Origin of the sequence: Edwardsiella sp. EA181011, assembly GCF_000800725.1 — a bacterium.
GTDB lineage: Bacteria > Pseudomonadota > Gammaproteobacteria > Enterobacterales > Enterobacteriaceae > Edwardsiella > Edwardsiella anguillarum.
Genome location: NZ_CP011364.1, coordinates 1 through 19912, shown reverse-complemented (window position 1 = coordinate 19912; position 19912 = coordinate 1). Strand labels below are relative to the sequence as shown.

Here is a 19912-nt window from a genome sequence, read left to right as displayed (position 1 = left end):
TTACAAGTTTGCGTGCTTAATGACTATCTCCCGGAGATCTTCTCCCCTTGCTGCCCGCACGGCGGTGATAGCGTATTCGCGGCTATTTTTAATTTTTATTGTAGCTTAACTGTATGAATATAATGATAATGCTGCAGCGTTTTCTGCGAAATTTACGTTTGGCCATCAATTGCTGGAAATTTTTAAGAAGAACGTTATTTAACAAACTGAAACGTTATTTTTTGTTAAAAATGTGTAACTAAAAGCGGCGTGGAAAAATGATGTCTCGCGGGGTAGAGTGTGCGCCTAAGTAACAAAATGGGCTCTAAGCATGCAAATTCATATCGTCCTGGTCGCTCCGGCCAGAGCTGAAAACGTGGGGGCTGCGGCGCGCGCGATGAAAACCATGGGGTTTACCTCGCTGCGCATCGTGGACAGTCAGGTGGACGGCGAACCGGCGGCGCGCTGGGTTGCGCACGGCGCCGGTGATATTCTGGACGGTGCTCGCCACTTTGATACCTTGGCGCAGGCGCTGGAGGATGTTGACTTTAGCGTCGCGTCGACGGCCCGCAGCCGCGCGCGCTTTCACTACTATTGCACGCCGCAGGAGCTCTGCACGATCTTGCAGGAGAAGCAGCGCTGGATGGCCAGCTGCGCGCTGGTGTTTGGCCGCGAGGACTCCGGCCTGACCAACGATGAGCTGGCGCTGGTGGACTTGCTGACCGGGGTGCCGATGGCGGCGGATTATCCGTCGCTCAACCTGGGGCAGGCGGTGATGGTGTTTTGCTATCAGCTCTCCTCGCTGATGCAGGTACAGGCGGCCCAGGCTCCTGCGGCGCAGGAGGAGCAGTTGGCCGCGCTGCGCGCCCGTACCGATCGTCTGCTGACGACGCTGGGCGTCGACGGGGATACCAAGCTGAGCGACTGGCTGGATCAGCGCATCGGTCTGTTGGCCCAGCGCGATACCGCAATGCTGCACCGTCTGCTGCATGATATCGAATCCGCGCTGGAAAGGTCCGTGCCAGGTAAGAAAATGTAAAAAGGGTAATAATGGGAAGTTATGGCCATTTTTTATTGTTATATCGTGATGATCTGGCGAACCCCCATTGTTTTATTCTTTGAATTTCTATTATTTAGATATTCATGCTGTATAAAATTGACTGAGATCGGTGTCGCAAAATAGAAAACGATTGACTCCGCGCTGGCTTTGCTTTAACCAATATAGGGCAGACACAGGAATTTAATTGGACAGACGATGCGTAACTTCAGCCTGAATATCACCACAACAATTACCACCACCGGAACCACAGGTAACGGGGCGGGCTGACGCATACAGAAAAGTGAAAACGAAAAAGCCCGCACCTCACAGTGCGGGCTTTTTTTTCGGCCAAATTCGGAGAGAGTCAGATGAGAGTATTAAAATTCGGTGGCACGTCGGTCGCCAACGCGGAGCGGGTCTTCAGCGTTGCCGATATTTTGGAGAGTAAGGCCTCACAGGGACAGGTCGCCGCCGTGCTTTCCGCCCCGGCCCGTATCACCAACCATCTGGTTGCGCTGATTGAACGCACCATCGCTGGGCAAGATATCCAGCCGATACTCGGCGACGCCGAGAAGATTTTTAGCGATCTGATCGATGGCTTAGCCCTGGCGCAGCCGGGCTTCGACGCCGCGCCGCTGCGTCTGCGGGTGTCCCAGGAGTTTGGCCAGATCCGTCAGGTGCTGCACGGCATCGCCCTGCTGGGTCAGTGTCCGGACGGCGTCAACGCGGCGCTGATTTGCCGCGGAGAGGCGCTCTCCATCGCGATCATGGCGGCGCTGCTGCGGGCGCGCGGACGTCCGGTGACCGTGATCGATCCGGTCAACAGCCTGCTGGCCCGCGGTGGCTATCTGGAGTCCAGCGTCGATATCGCGGCGTATTGCCGCCCAGGTGATCCCGACCGACAGCCTGATCCTGATGGCGGGCTTCACCGCCGGTAACGAGCGCGGCGAGCTGGTGGTGCTGGGGCGCAACGGCTCAGACTATTCGGCGGCGGTGTTGGCCGCCTGCCTGCGCGCAGAGTGCTGTGAGATCTGGACGGACGTTGACGGCGTCTATACCTGCGATCCGCGTCTGGTTCCAGACGCCCGTCTGCTGGAGTCGATGTCCTACCAAGAGGCGATGGAGCTCTCCTACTTTGGCGCCAAGGTGCTGCACCCGCGCACCATTGCACCGATCGCCCAGTTTCAAATCCCCTGCCTGATCAAAAATACTGCCAATCCACAGGCGCCCGGCACCCTGATCGGCGCGCAGCGCCGCGCCGACGACGCGCTGCCGGTGAAGGGGATCACCCATCTGAACCATATGGCGATGCTCAACGTCTCGGGCCCGGGGATGAAGGGGATGGTCGGCATGGCGGCGCGGGTCTTCGCTGTGATGTCGCGCAGCGGTATTTCCGTGGTGTTGATAACCCAGTCCTCCTCTGAATACAGCATCAGCTTTTGTGTACCGCAGGGGGAGCTGGCGCGGGCCTGCCAGGCGCTGCAGGATGAGTTCTTCCTGGAGCTTAAGGATGGCCTGCTGGAGCCGCTGGATGTTATCGAGCATCTGGCGATCATCTCGGTGGTCGGCGACGGTATGCGGACCCAGCGCGGCATCTCGGCCAAGTTCTTTTCGGCTCTGGCGCGGGCGAACATCAACATTGTCGCGATTGCGCAGGGCTCCTCTGAGCGCTCGATCTCCGTCGTGGTGAACAATGATGCGGCGACGACCGCCGTGCGTGTGACGCACCAGATGCTGTTCAACACCGATCAGGTGATCGAGGTGTTTGTTATCGGCGTGGGGGGCGCGCTGCTGGCGCAGATTGAGCGTCAGCAGGCCTGGCTAAAAAGTAAGCATATCGATCTGCGGGTGTGCGGCATCGCGAACTCCCGAGCGCTGCTGACCCATGTACACGGTATCGATATGGCGAACTGGCGCGGGGCGCTGGAGCAGGCCTCGCAGCCGTTTAACCTGGGGCGCCTGATGCGCCTGCTGAACGAGTATCACCTGCTGAATCCGGTGATCGTCGACTGTACCTCCAGCCAGGCGTTGGCCGATCAGTACGCTGACTTCCTCGGTAATGGTTTTCACGTGGTGACGCCGAATAAAAAGGCCAATACGGCTTCCCTGGATTATTACCGCCTGCTGCGTCAGAAGGCGGCGGGCAGCCAGCGCAAGTTTCTCTACGATACCAACGTCGGGGCCGGGCTGCCGGTGATTGAAAACCTGCAAAATCTGCTGAGCGCCGGCGATGAGCTGCAGCGGTTCTGCGGCATTCTCTCCGGTTCGCTGTCGTTTATCTTTGGCCGCTTGGAGGAGGGGGCGACCTTCTCACAGGCAACCCGTGAAGCGCGTCAGCTGGGCTATACCGAACCGGATCCGCGTGACGATCTCTCCGGCATGGACGTGGCGCGCAAGCTGCTGATCCTGGCACGTGAGGCGGGATATGCCCTGGAGCTGGACGATATCTGCGTCGAGCCGGTGCTGCCGGCGGCGTTCGATGCCCGCGGTGACGTCGATACGTTCCTCGCCAATCTGGCGCAGGCGGATGACTCGTTTAGCGCGAGGGTCGCCGCTGCGCAAGCGCGTGGCTGCGTGCTGCGCTACGTTGGCGAGATCGATCAGGGGCGCTGCGCGGTGCGCATTGCGGAGGTGGACAGCGATGATGCGCTGTATAAGGTTAAAAATGGCGAAAACGCCCTGACGTTTTACAGCCGTTACTATCAGCCGCTGCCGATGGTGCTACGCGGCTATGGCGCGGGTAACGATGTCACCGCCGCCGGCGTCTTTGCCGATCTGCTGCGGACCTTGTCATGGAAGCTGGGAGTTTAACATGGTGAAAATATATGCGCCGGCCTCCATCGGCAACGTCAGCGTCGGTTTTGACGTCCTGGGCGCCGCGGTAACGCCGCTGGACGGCACGCTGCTGGGCGACTGCGTCAGCGTGGAGGCCAGCGACCGTTTTGCGCTGCACTGCCGCGGACGCTTCGTCAACAGTCTGCCGGCAGCCGCTCAGGAGAACATTGTCTATCAGTGCTGGCAGCGCTTCTGTGAGGTGACGGGGCGCGAGCTCGCCGTCGAGATGGTGTTGGAAAAGAACATGCCGATAGGCTCAGGCCTCGGCTCGAGCGCCTGCTCCGTGGTGGCGGCGCTGGCGGCGCTGAACCGTTTTGCCGGCGATCCGCTGGATGCCCAGCGGCTGTTGACGCTGATGGGAGAGCTGGAGGGGCGTATTTCCGGCAGCGTCCACTATGACAACGTCGCGCCCTGCTATCTGGGCGGTCTGCAGCTGATGCTGGAGGCGCAGGGGATCATCAGCCAGCCCGTGCCCTGCTTTGACGACTGGCTGTGGGTGATGGCGTATCCCGGGATCAAGGTCTCTACCGCCGAGGCGCGCGCCATCCTACCGCCGCACTACTCACGCGGCGACTGCGTGCGCCACGGCCGCCATTTGGCGGGGTTCATTCATGCCTGCCATACCCGCCAGCCGTCGCTGGCCGCGGCGCTGATGCAGGATGTGATCGCCGAACCCTACCGCTGTGGCCTGCTGCCGGGCTTTGCCGATGCCCGCCGGGCCGCCGGTGAGCTGGGCGCGTTGGCCTGCGGGATCTCGGGCTCCGGCCCGACGCTGTTTGCCGTCTGCGATGATCCGGCGGCGGCGCAGGCGGTGGCGCAGTGGCTAACGCAGCACTATCTGCAGAATGAACAGGGCTTTGTTCACATTTGCCGTTTGGACACGGCGGGCGCACGACAACTGGGATAAACCATGAAACTGTATAATTTAAAAGATCACAACGAGCAGGTTAACTTTGCGCAGGCGCAGGCGCTGGTGCAGGGGCTGGGGCGCCAGCAGGGACTGTTCTTTCCCCATGCGCTGCCCGCCCTGGCGCGGGCGCAGATCGATGCCCTGCTGGAGCAGGATTTTGTAACCCGCAGCGCGCATATTCTAGCGGCGTATCTGGGGGATGAGTTCCCCTTTGAGACGCTGCGCGATCGGGTTCAGGCCGCCTTTGACTTTCCTGCGCCGGTGGTGCCGGTCAGCGATGATATCACGGCGCTGGAGCTGTTTCACGGGCCGACGCTGGCCTTCAAGGACTTTGGCGGGCGCTTTATGGCGCAGATGCTGCAGCAGGTCGCGGGGGAGCGGCCGGTGACCATTCTGACTGCCACCTCCGGCGATACCGGCGCCGCGGTCGCCCATGCGTTTTATGGTCTGAAAAACGTCCAGGTGGTGATCCTTTACCCGCGCGGCAAGGTCAGTCCGCTGCAGGAGAAGCTGTTCTGTACCCTGGGCGGCAATATTCGCACGCTGGCGATTGAGGGCGACTTCGATGCCTGCCAGGCGCTGGTCAAACAGGCGTTTGACGATCAGACGCTGTGCAGCGAGCTGGGGCTAAACTCGGCTAACTCTATCAATATCAGCCGGCTGCTGGCGCAGATCTGCTACTACTTTGAGGCGGTAGCCCAGCTGCCGCAGGCGGCGCGCAATCAGCTGGTGATCTCGGTGCCGAGCGGCAACTTCGGCGATCTGACCGCCGGGCTGCTGGCGCAGTCGTTGGGGCTACCGGTGAAGCGTTTTATCGCCGCGACCAATGCCAATGATACCGTGCCGCGTTTCTTATCCAGCGGTGTCTGGCAGCCCCATGAGACCGTCGCGACCCTCTCCAATGCCATGGACGTCAGCCGTCCCAACAACTGGCCGCGGGTGGAGGAGTTGTTCCGGCGTAGGGTGTGGCCGCTGGGCGCACTGGGGTACGGGGCGCTGAGCGATGCGCAGACGGCGGCGGCGATGCGTGAGCTCGCGGCGCTCGGGTATGTCAGCGAACCCCATGCCGCTATCGCCTACCGGGCGCTGCGTGACAATCTACAGCCCGGCGAGTATGGCCTGTTTCTGGGTACCGCCCATCCGGCCAAGTTCCAAGAGTCTGTCGAGGCGATCCTGCAGCGGAGCATCCCGCTACCGCAGGCGTTGGCGGCGCGGGCTGAACTGCCGCTGCTGTCACAGGCGCTGCCCGCCGATTTTTCCCGTCTGCGGGCGGCGCTGCTGGGACGCCCATGATGCTCGCTCCCCCGCCGCTGTGCGGGGGAGAAGGACGGTACGGCGTAGTAAGGCGAGGGGTCAGAGGGCGGGGGATATCGCCGAGTGGCGACGGGTAAACAGCAGCTCGCGCCCTTGGCGTCCCTGCGTTTCACCGGCAAAGGCGTAGCCCTCCAGATCGAATGCTTTGAGCTGCTCCGGATCGCGCAGGCGCGCCTGGATAATAAAGCGGCTCATCAGCCCGCGCGCCTTCTTGGCGTAGAAGCTGATGACCTTCATGCTGCCATTCTTCTCATCCATAAAGATCGGCTTAATTAGCTCGCCCTCCAGCGCCGCCGGTCTGACCGCCTTAAAGTATTCGTCTGAGGCCAGATTAACGACGACCCGATCGCCCTGCTGCTGCAGCTGCTGGTTGAGCTGCCGGGTGATGCTGTCGCCCCAGAAGGCGTACAGATCGTTGCCGTACGGGGTGTGCAGACGGGTTCCCATCTCCAAGCGGTAGGGCATCATCAGATCCAGCGGGCGCAGCACGCCGTACAGGCCTGACAGCATGCACAGGTGCCGTTGGGCAAAGTCAAAGTCCTGCTCGCTGAACGTCTCCGCCTGGAGTCCGGTATAGACGTCTCCCTTGAAGGCCAGGATCGCCTGACGGGCATTTTCCGGCGTGAAGCGGGGCTGCCACTCGGTGAAGCGGGCGGCGTTCAGTCCGGCCAGCTTGTCGCTGATTTTCATCAGCGAGCCCAGCTGCGCCGGCGTCAGCGTGCGCACCGTCTGCATCAGGGTTTCGGCCTGCGCCAGCATCTGCGGCTGGGTATAGCGCTGGGTGGCCAGCGGAGAGGTGTAATCCAACGTTTTAGCCGGAGAGATAATTGTCAGCATAGCGGCGTCCTGCAAAAGAAGATGAGTGACCTCGTCTACTGTAGCAAACTGCGCCGGCGGCGGGGAGAATTGCTGTGATAGGGGGAGGCGACACTCCCCCTTGGCGATCACTTACTGCCGCGGTGGTTTTTCCCAGATACCGGGCTCAACCTGCTGCTGGATCTCGGGATACTTACTGAGGTCCAGCGTCGGCAGTAGTCCCAGACGGCGCTGGTGGTTATAGTCACGCGCCAGCTTGAAGGCGACGCCCGACAGCAGCAGGATGGCGATCAGGTTGGTTATCGCCATCAGGGCCATGGAGAGATCGGCCATTTTCCAGACGAGAGGCAGCTCCGCCAGCGCGCCGAACATCACCATGCCCAGCGTACACAGGCGCAGGAAAACCAGGCCGTGCGGATGGTTGTGCTCCAGAAAGATCAGATTGCTCTCCGCATAGGCATAGTTCGCGATGATCGAGGTGAAGGCGAAGAAGAAAATGGCGACGGCGATAAAGATGCCGCCCCAGTCGCCGACGGCGGAGGAGAGCGCCCGCTGGGTCAGCTCAATGCCGCTGATGGTGCCCGGCGCGGCGTCCAGGACGCCGGAGGAGAGGATGATGGCGGCGGTCGCGCTGCAGATAACCAGCGTATCCATAAAGACCCCCAGCATCTGCACGTAGCCCTGTGAGGCGGGGTGCGGCGGATACGGGGTGGCGGAGGCGGCGGCGTTGGGCGCTGATCCCATGCCGGCCTCGTTGGAGAACAGCCCGCGCTGGATCCCTTGGGTCATCGCCTGAGAGATGCCGTAGCCGATGGCGCCGGCGGCGGCCTCCTGCAGGCCAAAGGCGCTTTTAATCACCAGCAGCAGCACCTCTGGCATTCGGGCCAGATTGTGTCCCATCACCCAGAATGCCAGCAGCAGATAGGCAATCGCCATGACCGGCACCACCAGTTCGGCGGTTCGGGCAATCGAGCGCAGGCCGCCAAAGATGACGACGCCGCACATCAGCATCAGCGCGATGCCGACGTACAGCGGCGGAATATGGAAAGCAACGGCCGTCGCCTGCGCGATAGAGTTGGCCTGCACCGCGTTGAAGACCAACCCAAAGGCAACCAGCAGAAACAGGGAAAACAGGATCCCCATCCAGCGCATGCCGAGCCCCTTTTCCATATAGTAGGCCGGACCGCCGCGGAAGTTGCCCTGATCGTCACGGGTCTTGTACAGCTGTGCCAGGGTGCTCTCAATAAAGGAGGTGGCCATGCCGATCAGGGCGATGATCCACATCCAGAAGATGGCGCCCGGTCCACCGGCGGTCAGCGCGATAGCGACGCCGGTCAGGTTACCCGTGCCGACGCGTGCGGCCAGGCTGGTACACAGCGCCTGAAAGGAGGAGATACCGCCGCTGTCGGCCTTGTTGCTGTTCTTCAGAACAGAAAACATGTGGCCAAAATGGCGAAACTGAATAAAACCGGTGCGGAACGTGAAATACAGGCCAGCGCCGATCAGCAGATAGATCAGTACCGAGCCCCATAAGATGTTGTTGATAAAACTAATGAGATCCGTCAATGCGTGCTCCTCTTTTATTATGTCATCTCCCTGATGATACGGTACGCACCGCCGCCCGTTGCGCAACGCGGCGCGATACCGTGCCGATAAAGGCGGCAAGAATGTAGCATGATTTTTAATAGGTAGGGCAGAATATTCGCGTTAACGCTTGCTCTGTAGTCATTGTCACTGGGTAAACGGTTGCCCAACAATTTACGGCCAGAATGTGGAAAAACGGTGCATTTCCCTGTGCTGTTTCCTCCATTGCGCAACGCAAACAGCGTGTTATCATCGGAGCAGGCACGTCACAAGCTCATGCACAATTTGTTAGCGCTTTCGCCTTTGCGCAAGGTGATACCCCTGATAGCGGCGAGGTATTAGGCCGTAAGCGACGGGGGAGATAACAATTGGCGTATCAAGCTGGTTAATACACCAAAATGGGAACGCTAAAATGACCGATAAACTGACCTCCCTGCGTCAACTGACCACCGTTGTCGCTGATACTGGCGATATCGCCGCGATGAAGCAGTATCAGCCTCAGGATGCCACGACGAACCCCTCTCTGATCCTCAACGCCGCGCAAATTCCGGAATACCGTAAACTGATCGACGATGCCATTGCCTGGGCGCGTGCCCAGAGCGGCGATCGCGCGCAGCAGATCGTGGACGCCTCAGACAAGCTGGCGGTAAATATCGGTCTGGAGATCCTCAAGCTGATCCCGGGCCGCATCTCCACGGAGGTGGACGCCCGTCTCTCCTATGACACCGAAGCCAGCGTGGCGAAGGCGAAGCGCCTGATTAATCTGTATAACGATGCCGGCATCAGCAACGATCGTATCCTGATCAAGCTGGCCTCAACCTGGCAGGGCATCCGCGCCGCGGAGCGTCTGGAGAAAGAGGGCATCAACTGTAACCTGACCCTGCTGTTCTCCTTTGCTCAGGCCCGGGCCTGCGCCGAAGCCGGTGTGTTCCTGATTTCACCGTTTGTCGGCCGTATTCTTGACTGGCACAAGGCCAACGGTGGTAAGAGCGAGTTCGCGCCGGCGGAAGATCCGGGCGTGATTTCCGTTACCGAAATCTATAACTACTATAAGCAGCATGGCTATGAAACCGTGGTGATGGGCGCCAGCTTCCGCAACGTCGGCGAGATCCTGGAGCTAGCCGGCTGCGACCGCCTGACCATCTCCCCGTCCCTGCTTAAGGAGCTGTCTGAAAGCGCGGGTGGCGTCGAGCGTAAGCTGGCCTATCAAGGTGAGATCAAGGCTCGCCCGGCGCGGATGAGCGAGGCCGAGTTCTACTGGCAGCATAACCAGGATCCGATGGCGGTCGAGAAACTGGCGGACGGTATCCGCAAGTTCGCCGTTGACCAGGGTAAGCTGGAAAGCATGATCGGCGCGCTGCTGTAAGCGCGTTTTGTCGAATATCCCGAACACCCCGGCCGCGCGTGCGCCCGGGGTGTTCTTTTTTTATCTGCCGCGTCGCAGCGGTGGGCTCAAGGCGGATAGCGGTGCGCTGACGCCGATAAGCGAGGTGAAACATGATGCAGCTCCATGATATGGGCTTGTTTCGTCAACAGGCGCTGATTGACGGGGTGTGGTGCGATGCCGATAGCGGCGACGTCATGACGGTGATTAACCCGGCGAACGGGGATACGTTGGGCAGCGTACCGAAGATGGGGGCGGCGGAGACCCGACGGGCGATCGAGGCTGCCGCCCACGCGCTGCCGGGCTGGCGCGCCCGTACGGGGAAGGCACGGGCGCAGATCCTGCGCCGCTGGTTTGATCTGATCCTGGCGCATCAGGACGATCTGGCCCGGCTGATGACCCTGGAGCAGGGTAAGCCGCTGGCGGAGTCGCGCGGCGAGATAGCCTATGCGGCGTCGTTTATTGAGTGGTTTGCCGAAGAGGCCAAGCGGGTCTACGGCGATACCATCCCCGCTCCGCAGGGCGATAAGCGCCTGCTGGTGATCAAGCAGCCCATCGGCGTGACGGCGGCGATTACGCCGTGGAATTTTCCTGCGGCGATGATCACTCGCAAGGCCGGGCCGGCGCTGGCCGCGGGCTGTACCATGGTGCTGAAGCCCGCCAGCCAGACCCCCTACTCTGCGCTGGCGCTGGCGGAGCTAGCGCTGCGTGCCGGGGTACCGCAGGGGGTCTTTAGCGTGGTGACCGGCTCGGCCGGGGCGGTGGGCGATGAGCTGACCGCCAATCCGCAGGTGCGTAAGCTGAGCTTCACCGGATCGACGGAGATCGGGCGTCAGCTGATGGCACAGTGCGCGCACGATATCAAGAAGGTCTCTCTGGAGCTGGGCGGCAATGCGCCGTTTATCGTTTTTGATGATGCCGACCTGGATCAGGCGGTGGCGGGGGCGATGGCCAGTAAGTTTCGTAATGCCGGCCAGACCTGCGTGTGCGCCAATCGCCTGTATATACAGGAGGGCATTTATGAGCGCTTTGCCGAGAAGCTGTGCCGTGCGGTACAGGCGTTGAAGATGGGCAATGGGCTGGATGACGGCGTGACCGTCGGTCCGCTGATCGACGGCCGGGCGCGGGCCAAAGTGGAGGAGCATATTGCGGATGCCGTGGCGCGCGGCGCCCGTATCGCCTGCGGCGGTCAGGCCGATGCCCGCGGTGGGAACTTCTTTTGCCCGACCGTTCTGCTGGACGTGCCCGCCGATGCGCAGGTCGCGCGCGAGGAGACGTTTGGCCCGCTGGCACCGCTGTTTCGTTTCCGTGACGAAGATGAGGTCATCGCCCGGGCCAATGCGACGGAGTTCGGCCTGGCCTCCTACTTCTATACCCGCGACGTGGGGCGGGTATTCCGCGTCGCTCTATACCCGCGACGTGGGGCGGGTATTCCGCGTCGCCGAGGCGCTGGAGTATGGCATCGTCGGCATCAACAGTGGGCTTATCTCCAATGAGATGGCGCCGTTTGGCGGGGTGAAATCCTCAGGGCTGGGCCGGGAAGGCGCCAAATACGGCATTGAGGACTATCTGGAAATTAAATATTTGTGCCTCGGTCTGTAGAAGCGCGGCGCGCCGTTAATCGCGGCGCGCCAGCGTACGCTGGCAGTTTTCTGTGCCGTTTCCCCATCCCCTTCCGCTCGATAAATTTTGCCTCTTCGCGGCGATGGCGCTAACGTTTTGCCAGAGCATCCATTACGACATCGTAGATTGCCGACAGAGGAGATTGGGTCATGTGGAGAAAACATTTCGCCGCCATCTTTCTGGATATGGACGGCGCGCTGCTCGACAGCGACGGTCATGCGGAGCAGGTATGGGAGCAGTGGGCGCATCAGCGCCAGATAGACCACGCCCTGCTGCGTCCGCGCATTTATAGTCAGCGGGTACAGGAGACCCTGCGCCAGCTGGCGCCCCGCTACAGCGATGAGGTGGAGTGCCAGCGTCTGGAGCAGGCGCTGCTGGCCGCGGTGCGTCAACGGCGTAGCCGTCTGCGCCAGGACGCCACCGCGTGGCTGGCGACGCTGGGTGAAACGCCCTGGGGCGTAGTGACGCAGGCCGGGCAGCCGCGCGCCGCAGAGCAGATTGCCCACAGCGGCATGTGCCCGCCGCCGTTGGTGATCGGCGCAGAGCAGGTCAGCTGCGGTCGTCCCGATCCCGAACCGTATCTGCTGGCCGCCAGCCACTATGGCCTGGATCCCCGCGACTGCCTGGTCATCGAAAGCGACGAGGTCGGCATCCGTGCGGCTCAGGCCGCGGGAATGACGGTCATCGCCCTGAGCCACCGTCGGCCTCGTCACTCTTTACAGCGCGCGGACGTGGTGATCGGCGGCTGGCGTAGTATCATCCTGCATCCACAGCCGGAAGGCATCGTCGTTGAGGTTATTGCATGAATACACTACGCATCGGTTTAGTCTCGATCTCTGACAGGGCATCCAGCGGTGTCTATCAGGACTTGGGAATCCCGGCGCTGGAGGCCTGGCTGGCCAGCGCGTTGGCCACCCCTTATACCCTGGAGACCCGACTGATCCCGGACGAACAGCCGCTGATCGAGCAGACCCTGTGTGAGCTGGTGGATGAACGCGGCTGTCATCTGGTTCTGACTACCGGAGGTACCGGCCCGGCGCGGCGCGACGTGACGCCGGATGCCACGCTGGCGGTCGCCGATCGTGAGATGCCGGGGTTCGGTGAGCAGATGCGTCAGATCAGCCTGCGCTTTGTGCCGACGGCGATCCTGTCGCGTCAGGTGGGGGTGATCCGCAAGCAGGCGCTGATCATCAATCTGCCGGGTCAGCCGAAGTCGATCCGCGAAACGTTGGAGGGGCTGAAGGATGCCACCGGCGCGCCGGTGGTACACGGGATTTTTGCCAGCGTCCCGTACTGTATTCAGCTGCTGGAGGGACCCTATGTGGAAACCCATTCTGCGGTAATAGCAGCATTTAGGCCAAAAAGTGCCCGGCGCGAAACAATCAACTGAAGTTAGCGCCATTGCAAGATAAGATTCAGAATGACTGGTATGTCTGTGACTAACGTTATATTTCTATTTTTGCAACACAACATGAACAATCAGTGTCACAAAAATAGGGCCGTCAAGACATATGGAATTGTACAATCATCGTCGTCTGAACCATCAGGACTATAAAACGCTGGCGCTGGCCGCTTTGGGTGGGGCGCTGGAGTTTTATGACTTCATCATCTTCGTGTTTTTCGCCGCCGTGGTCGGCGCGCTGTTTTTCCCGCCGGACATGCCGGAGTGGCTGCGTCTGGTGCAAACCTTTGGCATTTTCGCCGCGGGGTATCTGGCGCGTCCGCTCGGCGGAATTATCATGGCGCACTTCGGCGATCGCATTGGCCGCAAGCGTATGTTCTCTCTCAGTATTCTATTAATGGCGCTGCCGACGCTGGCGATGGGGATGCTGCCGACCTACCAAACTATTGGTATCGCCGCGCCGCTGCTACTGCTGTTGATGCGGGTGCTGCAGGGGGCCGCGATCGGCGGTGAGGTCCCGGGCGCCTGGGTTTTTGTGGCGGAGCATGTCCCGCCGCAGCGCATCGGCTTTGCCTGCGGGGTTCTCACCTCGGGGCTGACGTCCGGTATTCTGCTGGGGTCGCTAGTGGCGACCTGGCTGAACAGCTGGCTTACGCCTCAGGAGGTGCTGGCCGGGGGCTGGCGTATCCCCTTCTTCTTGGGCGGGCTGTTTGGGCTGATGGCGATGTACCTGCGGCGTTGGCTGCATGAGACGCCGGTATTTTTGGCGATGCAGGCCCGTCGGGCGCTGGCGGCGGAGCTGCCGCTGAAGCAGGTGGTGCGCGATCACCGCAGGGCGGTGGCGGTATCGATGCTGTTGACCTGGCTGCTGTCGGCCTGCATCGTCGTGGTGATCCTGATGACGCCGAGCCTGCTGCAGACGCAGTATGGCCTGCCTGCGGCGCTGACCCTGCAGGCTAACAGCGTGGCGATTGTGACGATGACCCTGGGCTGCGTATTGGCGGGTGGGCTGGTGGATCGCGTAGGGGCGGGGCGGCTGTTTATCGGTGGCGGCCTGCTGCTGGCGCTGTGCACCTGGCAGTTCTTCAGCAGCCTGTCGCCGCAGATCGAACCGGCTCAGCTGTTCTGGCGCTATGGACTGGCCGGTTTTAGCATCGGCACCATCGGCGCGGTGCCCTTTGTGATGGTCTGTGCGTTCCCTGCTGAAGTGCGTTTCAGCGGGATCTCCTTTTCTTATAATCTGGCGTATGCGGTTTTTGGTGGCCTGACGCCGATCGCGGTGACCCTGACGCCGCTGGCGGCGGGTTGGTATGTACTGCTGCTCTCGCTGCTGGGCGTGGCGCTGGGATTCTATTTTCAGCGCTCTCCGCTGCGGGCAGCGCAGGGGGAGGCGCGGCTGTCGCACTAGCCGGCGCGCGTTGCTACGCGCGGTGTAAAACAGGATACAAAAAAGGCTTCCTACAGGAAGCCTTTTGCGTGGTGGCGCGGTTAGGCGTGCTTAGCGCCGATCGGCAATACGTCGCGGCCATACTGCTCGTTAATTACCTCGGCCATCGCCAGATAGATAGCGCTGGCGCCGCAGATAATCCCTTCAATGCCGGCGATGTGCAGCACGCTGGCATTCGCCGTGATGTTGCCATAGGCCAACAGGAAGAACAGTACGGTCAGGCTGGCGAAGACAAACTGCAGGACGCGGTTGCTGCGCAGGGTGCCAAAGAACATAAATAGGGTAAAGATGCCCCACAGCGCCAGGTAGGCCCCCAGTGACAGGGCGTCGGTGGCCTCGGCCAGCCCCATCTTCGGCAGCGTCAGCAGTGCCACCAGGGTCAGCCAAAAGGCGCCGTAGGCGGTAAACGCGGTCAGCCCAAAGGTATTGCCCTTCTTATACTCCAGCAGTCCGGCCAGGATCTGGGCGATACCGCCAAAGAAGATCCCCATCGCCAGAATAACGGAAGTCAGCGGAAAGAGCCCTGCGTTGTGCAGGTTCAGCAAGACGGTAGTCATCCCAAAACCCATCAGACCCAGGGGGCCGGGATTTGCCAACTTGTTGGTGTGCATAAAGCCTCTGTAATTATAGAATGTAGAAACGGGCTTGGGCCCGTAGGTACGTGCGCCGGGCCGCCACAACGGCCGCTGTTCCCGAGCGCGCGGCATAATAAAGAGGCATCGCACAAGAAACAATCTCTGGTAATAAAAAATCCGTTTTTTTTTGCATCTTCCCCCTTGATGCCCGCGTAGGCGACCCCATCTTAGTAACATCGAAGTTGTTACCCTGTTCGGCAAATGTGGTGAGAACGGTGGTTGAAATGCGAAAACTCGCCCCCACCTAAGGTAACAACGAGCTTGAAAACCGAATTTTTAGTGGAGACGTTCGATGGGTAAAATCATTGGTATCGACCTGGGTACAACTAACTCTTGTGTAGCAGTTATGGATGGCGGCAAAGCCCGCGTGCTGGAGAATGCTGAGGGCGATCGCACCACGCCTTCCATCATCGCCTATACACAGGATGGCGAAGTTCTGGTCGGCCAGCCGGCAAAACGCCAGGCGGTCACCAACCCGCAAAACACGCTGTTTGCGATCAAACGTTTGATCGGCCGTCGTTTTGAAGATGCCGAAGCACAGCGCGATAAAGACATCATGCCCTACCAGATCGTGGCAGCCGATAACGGCGACGCCTGGGTAGAAGTGAAAGGCCAGAAGATTGCACCGCCGCAGATCTCGGCTGAAGTCCTGAAGAAAATGAAGAAAACGGCGGAAGATTTCCTGGGTGAGTCGGTGACTGAGGCGGTCATTACCGTTCCGGCTTACTTTAACGACGCGCAGCGCCAGGCGACCAAAGACGCCGGCCGTATCGCCGGTCTGGATGTGAAGCGTATCATCAACGAGCCGACTGCGGCTGCGCTGGCCTACGGCATGGACAAAGGGGTGGGTAACCGCACTATCGCGGTCTACGACCTGGGCGGTGGTACTTTCGATATCTCCATCATCGAAATCGATGATGTCGACGGCGAAAAGACCTTCGAAGTTCTGGCGACCAATGGTGATACCCATCTGGGCGGGGAAGACTTTGATAGCCGTCTGATCAACTACCTGGTTGATGAGTTTAAGAAAGAGCAGGGTATCGACCTGCGCAACGATCCGCTGGCGATGCAGCGCCTGAAAGAGGCCGCAGAAAAGGCGAAGATCGAGCTCTCTTCTGCTCAGCAGACCGACGTGAACCTGCCGTATATCACTGCAGATGCCACCGGTCCGAAGCACATGAACATCAAGGTGACCCGCGCTAAACTGGAGTCCCTGGTTGAAGATCTGGTTGCTCGCTCCATGGAGCCGCTGAAGGTGGCCCTGAAGGATGCCGGTCTGTCCGTCTCTGACATCGACGACGTGATCCTGGTGGGTGGTCAGACCCGTATGCCGATGGTGCAGAAACAGGTTGCTGATTTCTTCGGTAAAGAGCCGCGTAAAGACGTTAACCCGGATGAAGCGGTGGCCATCGGTGCAGCCGTTCAGGGTGGCGTGCTGGCGGGCGATGTGAAAGACGTACTGCTGCTGGACGTTACCCCGCTGTCTCTGGGTATCGAAACCATGGGTGGCGTCATGACGGCGTTGATCTCTAAGAACACCACCATTCCGACCAAGCACAGCCAGGTGTTCTCGACCGCAGAAGACAACCAGTCTGCCGTGACCATTCATGTCCTGCAGGGTGAGCGTAAGCGTGCGGCGGATAACAAGTCTCTGGGTCAGTTCAACCTGGATGGCATTCAGCCGGCGCCGCGCGGTATGCCGCAGATCGAAGTCACCTTCGACATCGACGCCGACGGTATTCTGCACGTCTCCGCTAAGGATAAGAACAGCGGTCGCGAGCAGAACATCACCATCAAGGCTTCTTCTGGTCTGAGCGAAGATGAGATCAAGCAGATGGTGCGTGACGCCGAGGCCAACGCCGAAGCGGATCGCAAGTTCGAAGAGCTGGTCCAGGTGCGTAACCAGGCCGATCAGCTGGTGCACGGCACCCGTAAGCTGGTGGAAGAAGCGGGTGACAAACTGCCGGCGACCGACAAGAGCGCGATCGAAGAGGCTGTGAAGGCGCTGGAAGCGGCCAGCAAGGGTGAGGATAAGGCGGATATCGAAGCCAAAATCCAGGCGCTGGTACAGTCTTCTGCCAAGCTGCAGGAGCTGGCGCAGCAGCAGGCCCAGGCCGGTGAAGCGCAGGCGGACACCAGCGCTAAGAAAGATGACGACGTGGTTGACGCCGAATTCGAAGAAGTGAAAGATAAAAAATAATCGCCCTTAAGCGGGCATGGTAACGGCGGCATAAGCCGCCGTTATTCACCGGCACGGGCGTCGAGGAAACTCAACGCCCGTGCCTCTATGTTAGGGGCAAAGCAACCGAAATGGCGAAGAAAGACTACTATGAGATTTTGGGCGTATCCCGTGAAGCGGATGAGCGCGAAATCAAAAAAGCCTATAAACGCCTGGCCATGAAGTATCACCCTGACCGTAATCAGGGCGACAAAGAGGCCGAGGACAAGTTTAAGGAAATCAAAGAAGCCTATGAAATCCTGACCGATGCGCAGAAGCGTGCGGCCTACGATCAGTACGGTCATGCGGCGTTTGAGCAGGGCGGCATGGGCGGCGGCGGCGCCGGTGGTTTCGGCGGCGGTGCGGATTTCAGTGACATCTTCGGTGACGTGTTCGGCGACATCTTCGGCGGCGGTCGTCGCCAGCGCGCGGCGCGCGGCGCGGATCTGCGTTACAACATGGATCTGACGCTGGAGGAGGCGGTACGCGGCGTCACCAAAGAGATTCGAATTCCGACTCTGGTTGAGTGCGACGTCTGCCATGGCAGCGGTGCCAAGAAGGGCAGTGAGCCGATTACCTGCCCGACCTGCCATGGCGCCGGTCAGGTGCAGATGCGGCAGGGCTTCTTCACCGTACAGCAGCCTTGTCCGCACTGCCACGGGCGCGGTACCATCATTAAGGATCCGTGCAACAAGTGTCACGGCCACGGCCGGATTGAAAAATCCAAAACCCTGTCGGTGAAAATTCCCGCCGGGGTCGATACCGGCGATCGCATTCGCCTGGCGGGCGAGGGCGAGGCCGGTGAGAACGGGGCGCCGGCCGGCGATCTGTATGTACAGGTGCAGGTGAAGGCACACCCGATCTTCGAGCGGGAAGACAATAACCTGTTCTGCGAGGTGCCGATCAACTTTGCGATGGCGGCGCTGGGTGGCGAGATTGAGGTGCCGACCCTGGATGGGCGGGTTAAGCTGAAGATCCCGGCCGAGACGCAGACCGGCAAGATGTTCCGTATGCGCGGCCGGGGCGTGAAGTCGGTGCGCGGTGGGGCGCAGGGCGACCTACTGTGCCGCGTGGTGGTCGAGACGCCGGTGAACCTGAACGACAAGCAGAAACAGCTGCTGCGTGAGCTGGAGGAGAGCTTCGGCGGCCCCGCCAGCGATAAGAACAGTCCCCGCTCCAAGCGTTTCTTCGACGGAGTGAAGAAGTTCTTTGATGATCTGACGCGCTGATACTCCGTTCGTTCTGCGTATTCAATCCAATCCCCGGGCAGCGCGCTGCGCCGGGGATTTTTTATTGCGCGCGCTGAGCTCAATTTTGTGCGCGTGCCGAGCTCAGTTCGTTAATGGTGCCTGTTTTATAAAAAATAGTTCTATTTTTCCGAATTATATACGAAAAATAAATTACTTTTTTCGAGCTATAAGAGGGAGTATGCTGATAATAAGAGTTTCCTATCTTCTTTGTTTCAGTAGCTTGGATGAGTGCAATGATAAAGAGTTTGCAGCGTTTCGTCGGCAGTGATGCCTTTGGCGGCGTGATTTTGATCATCGCCGCCGCGCTGGCCATGATCCTGGCCAATACGGACTGGACTAGCCATATCTATCAGGCCTTCCTCAACACGCCGGTTGAGGTGCGCGTAGGTAGCCTGCACATCAATAAAAATATGCTGCTGTGGGTTAACGATGCCCTGATGGCAATATTCTTCCTGATGATCGGTCTGGAAGTGAAGCGCGAGCTGGTGTGCGGTTCGCTGGCCAGCACCCGTCAGGCGGCTTTCCCGGTGATCGCCGCCCTGGGTGGGATGGTGGTGCCGGCGCTGATCTATTTGCTGTTTAACGGTCAGGATGCCGTTGCCAGCACCGGCTGGGCTATCCCGGCTGCGACCGATATTGCCTTTGCTCTGGGGGTATTGGCGCTGCTGGGGAACCGGGTGCCGCTGGCGCTGAAGGTGTTCCTGCTGGCGCTGGCCATCATCGACGACCTGGGCGCTATCATCATCATCGCGCTGTTTTACACCAGCGATCTGTCGATCCTGTCGCTGGCGGTGGCCGGGGCGGCGATCGTGGCGCTGGCGCTGTTGAATCTGTTTAACGTGCGTCGCGTCGGGCTGTATATTTTGGTCGGTGTGGTGCTGTGGACCGCGGTGCTGAAGTCCGGCGTCCATGCGACGCTGGCCGGCGTGGTGATCGGTTTCTTCGTTCCGTTGAAAGAGCAGGATGGCCAGTCACCGGCGCGTTCGCTGGAGCATGCGCTGCATCCGTGGGTGGCCTATATGATTCTGCCGCTGTTTGCCTTTGCCAACGCCGGGGTCTCTCTGGATGGCGTGACGCTGTCAGGTCTGTTCTCTCTGCTGCCGCTAGGAGTCATCGCCGGCCTGTTTATTGGCAAGCCGCTGGGGATAAGTCTGTTTTGCTGGCTGGCCGTTAAGCTGAAGTTGGCCACGCTGCCGCAGGGGACCACCTTCAAGGAGATTATTGCCATCGGCGTGCTGTGCGGCATCGGCTTTACCATGTCCATCTTCATCGCTTCGCTGGCCTTTGGCGATGCGGATCCGGCGCTGGCCGTCTTCTCGCGCCTGGGGATCCTGCTGGGCTCCTCCCTGGCGGCTATCGTGGGCTATCTGCTGCTACGGCGGGTGCTGCCGGCGCAGAAAGCGGCGGCGTAACGGCCGCGTTATCCGCTACATGTCCACCGCGGGGTCGCTTTTGCGACCCCGCTCTCGTATAGGG

Annotated in this window: 14 protein-coding genes, 2 pseudogenes and 1 other annotated feature; of the genes and pseudogenes, 13 read left to right on the top strand and 3 right to left on the bottom strand. The window is 60.3% G+C overall.

Translation table 11 applies throughout. The features are described from left to right. The first annotated feature begins 310 nt into the window (after positions 1–310). The 5 genes and pseudogenes from QY76_RS00075 (at position 311) to thrC (ending at position 6056) form a co-directional block, all read left to right on the top strand. A complete protein-coding gene (locus QY76_RS00075) occupies positions 311–1018 on the top strand; it encodes a tRNA/rRNA methyltransferase (protein WP_034163061.1) in 708 nt (235 codons plus the stop codon). Between the two features lie 216 nt (positions 1019–1234). Continuing rightward, positions 1235–1306 (top strand): thr operon leader peptide, encoded by a 72-nt coding sequence (gene thrL / locus QY76_RS19650; protein WP_071818548.1) that lies wholly within the window; start codon positions 1235–1237, stop codon positions 1304–1306. Beyond that, positions 1248–1364 (top strand) — a sequence feature (Thr leader region). It overlaps the preceding gene by 59 nt. A gap of 22 nt (positions 1365–1386) precedes the next feature. After that, positions 1387–3829 (top strand): annotated as a pseudogene (thrA, locus tag QY76_RS00070) (bifunctional aspartate kinase/homoserine dehydrogenase I). 1 nt (position 3830) lies between these two features. Further along, positions 3831–4760: a homoserine kinase gene (gene thrB / locus QY76_RS00065; protein WP_045425196.1), complete on the top strand. Its 930-nt coding sequence runs from the start codon at positions 3831–3833 to the stop codon at positions 4758–4760. Positions 4761–4763: 3 nt separating this feature from the next. After that, positions 4764–6056, top strand: coding sequence for a threonine synthase (thrC, locus tag QY76_RS00060; RefSeq protein WP_045425194.1), 1293 nt, complete (start codon positions 4764–4766; stop codon positions 6054–6056). A 60-nt stretch (positions 6057–6116) separates the two neighbouring features. Here thrC and yaaA read toward each other — a convergent pair whose 3' ends face one another. Together yaaA and QY76_RS00050 are read right to left on the bottom strand one after the other, a co-directional pair. After that, positions 6117–6914: a peroxide stress protein YaaA gene (gene yaaA, locus QY76_RS00055; protein ID WP_034163064.1), complete on the bottom strand. Its 798-nt coding sequence runs from the start codon at positions 6912–6914 to the stop codon at positions 6117–6119. Positions 6915–7025: 111 nt separating this feature from the next. Beyond that, positions 7026–8459, bottom strand: a complete 1434-nt coding sequence (locus tag QY76_RS00050) for a sodium:alanine symporter family protein (RefSeq protein WP_012847440.1) — start codon at positions 8457–8459, stop codon at positions 7026–7028. Positions 8460–8889: 430 nt separating this feature from the next. Here QY76_RS00050 and tal point away from each other — a divergent pair, with 430 nt between their 5' ends. The 5 genes and pseudogenes from tal (at position 8890) to QY76_RS00025 (ending at position 14294) form a co-directional block, all read left to right on the top strand. Next, a complete protein-coding gene (tal, locus tag QY76_RS00045; protein WP_034163065.1) occupies positions 8890–9843 on the top strand; it encodes a transaldolase in 954 nt (317 codons plus the stop codon). 134 nt (positions 9844–9977) lie between these two features. After that, positions 9978–11463: pseudogene (gene gabD / locus QY76_RS00040) on the top strand (NADP-dependent succinate-semialdehyde dehydrogenase). 170 nt (positions 11464–11633) lie between these two features. Continuing rightward, entirely contained in the window at positions 11634–12290 is a 657-nt protein-coding gene (locus QY76_RS00035) for an HAD family phosphatase (RefSeq protein WP_034163067.1), read from the top strand. Then, on the top strand, positions 12287–12874 hold the full coding sequence (mog, locus tag QY76_RS00030; protein ID WP_034163068.1) for a molybdopterin adenylyltransferase: 588 nt from the start codon (positions 12287–12289) through the stop codon (positions 12872–12874). Before QY76_RS00035 ends, mog begins: the two co-directional genes overlap by 4 nt. A 121-nt stretch (positions 12875–12995) precedes the next feature. Beyond that, a complete protein-coding gene (locus QY76_RS00025) occupies positions 12996–14294 on the top strand; it encodes an MFS transporter (protein WP_045425189.1) in 1299 nt (432 codons plus the stop codon). Positions 14295–14374: 80 nt separating this feature from the next. On the opposite strand, the gene satP is transcribed toward QY76_RS00025, so the two are convergent. Then, positions 14375–14944: an acetate uptake transporter gene (gene satP, locus QY76_RS00020; protein WP_034163070.1), complete on the bottom strand. Its 570-nt coding sequence runs from the start codon at positions 14942–14944 to the stop codon at positions 14375–14377. Positions 14945–15260: 316 nt separating this feature from the next. On the opposite strand from satP, the gene dnaK reads away from it, so the two are divergent. From dnaK to nhaA, 3 genes are all read left to right on the top strand, one after another. Beyond that, complete coding sequence (gene dnaK, locus QY76_RS00015; RefSeq protein WP_034163072.1) at positions 15261–17168, top strand: molecular chaperone DnaK; 1908 nt, start codon at positions 15261–15263, stop codon at positions 17166–17168. A gap of 110 nt (positions 17169–17278) precedes the next feature. Further along, positions 17279–18415 carry a molecular chaperone DnaJ gene (gene dnaJ, locus QY76_RS00010; RefSeq protein ID WP_012847448.1) on the top strand — a complete coding sequence of 379 codons (1137 nt, stop codon included), beginning with the start codon at positions 17279–17281 and terminating at the stop codon, positions 18413–18415. Between the two features lie 254 nt (positions 18416–18669). Next, a complete protein-coding gene (nhaA, locus tag QY76_RS00005) occupies positions 18670–19848 on the top strand; it encodes a Na+/H+ antiporter NhaA (RefSeq protein ID WP_034163073.1) in 1179 nt (392 codons plus the stop codon). The last annotated feature ends 64 nt before the right edge of the window (positions 19849–19912 follow it).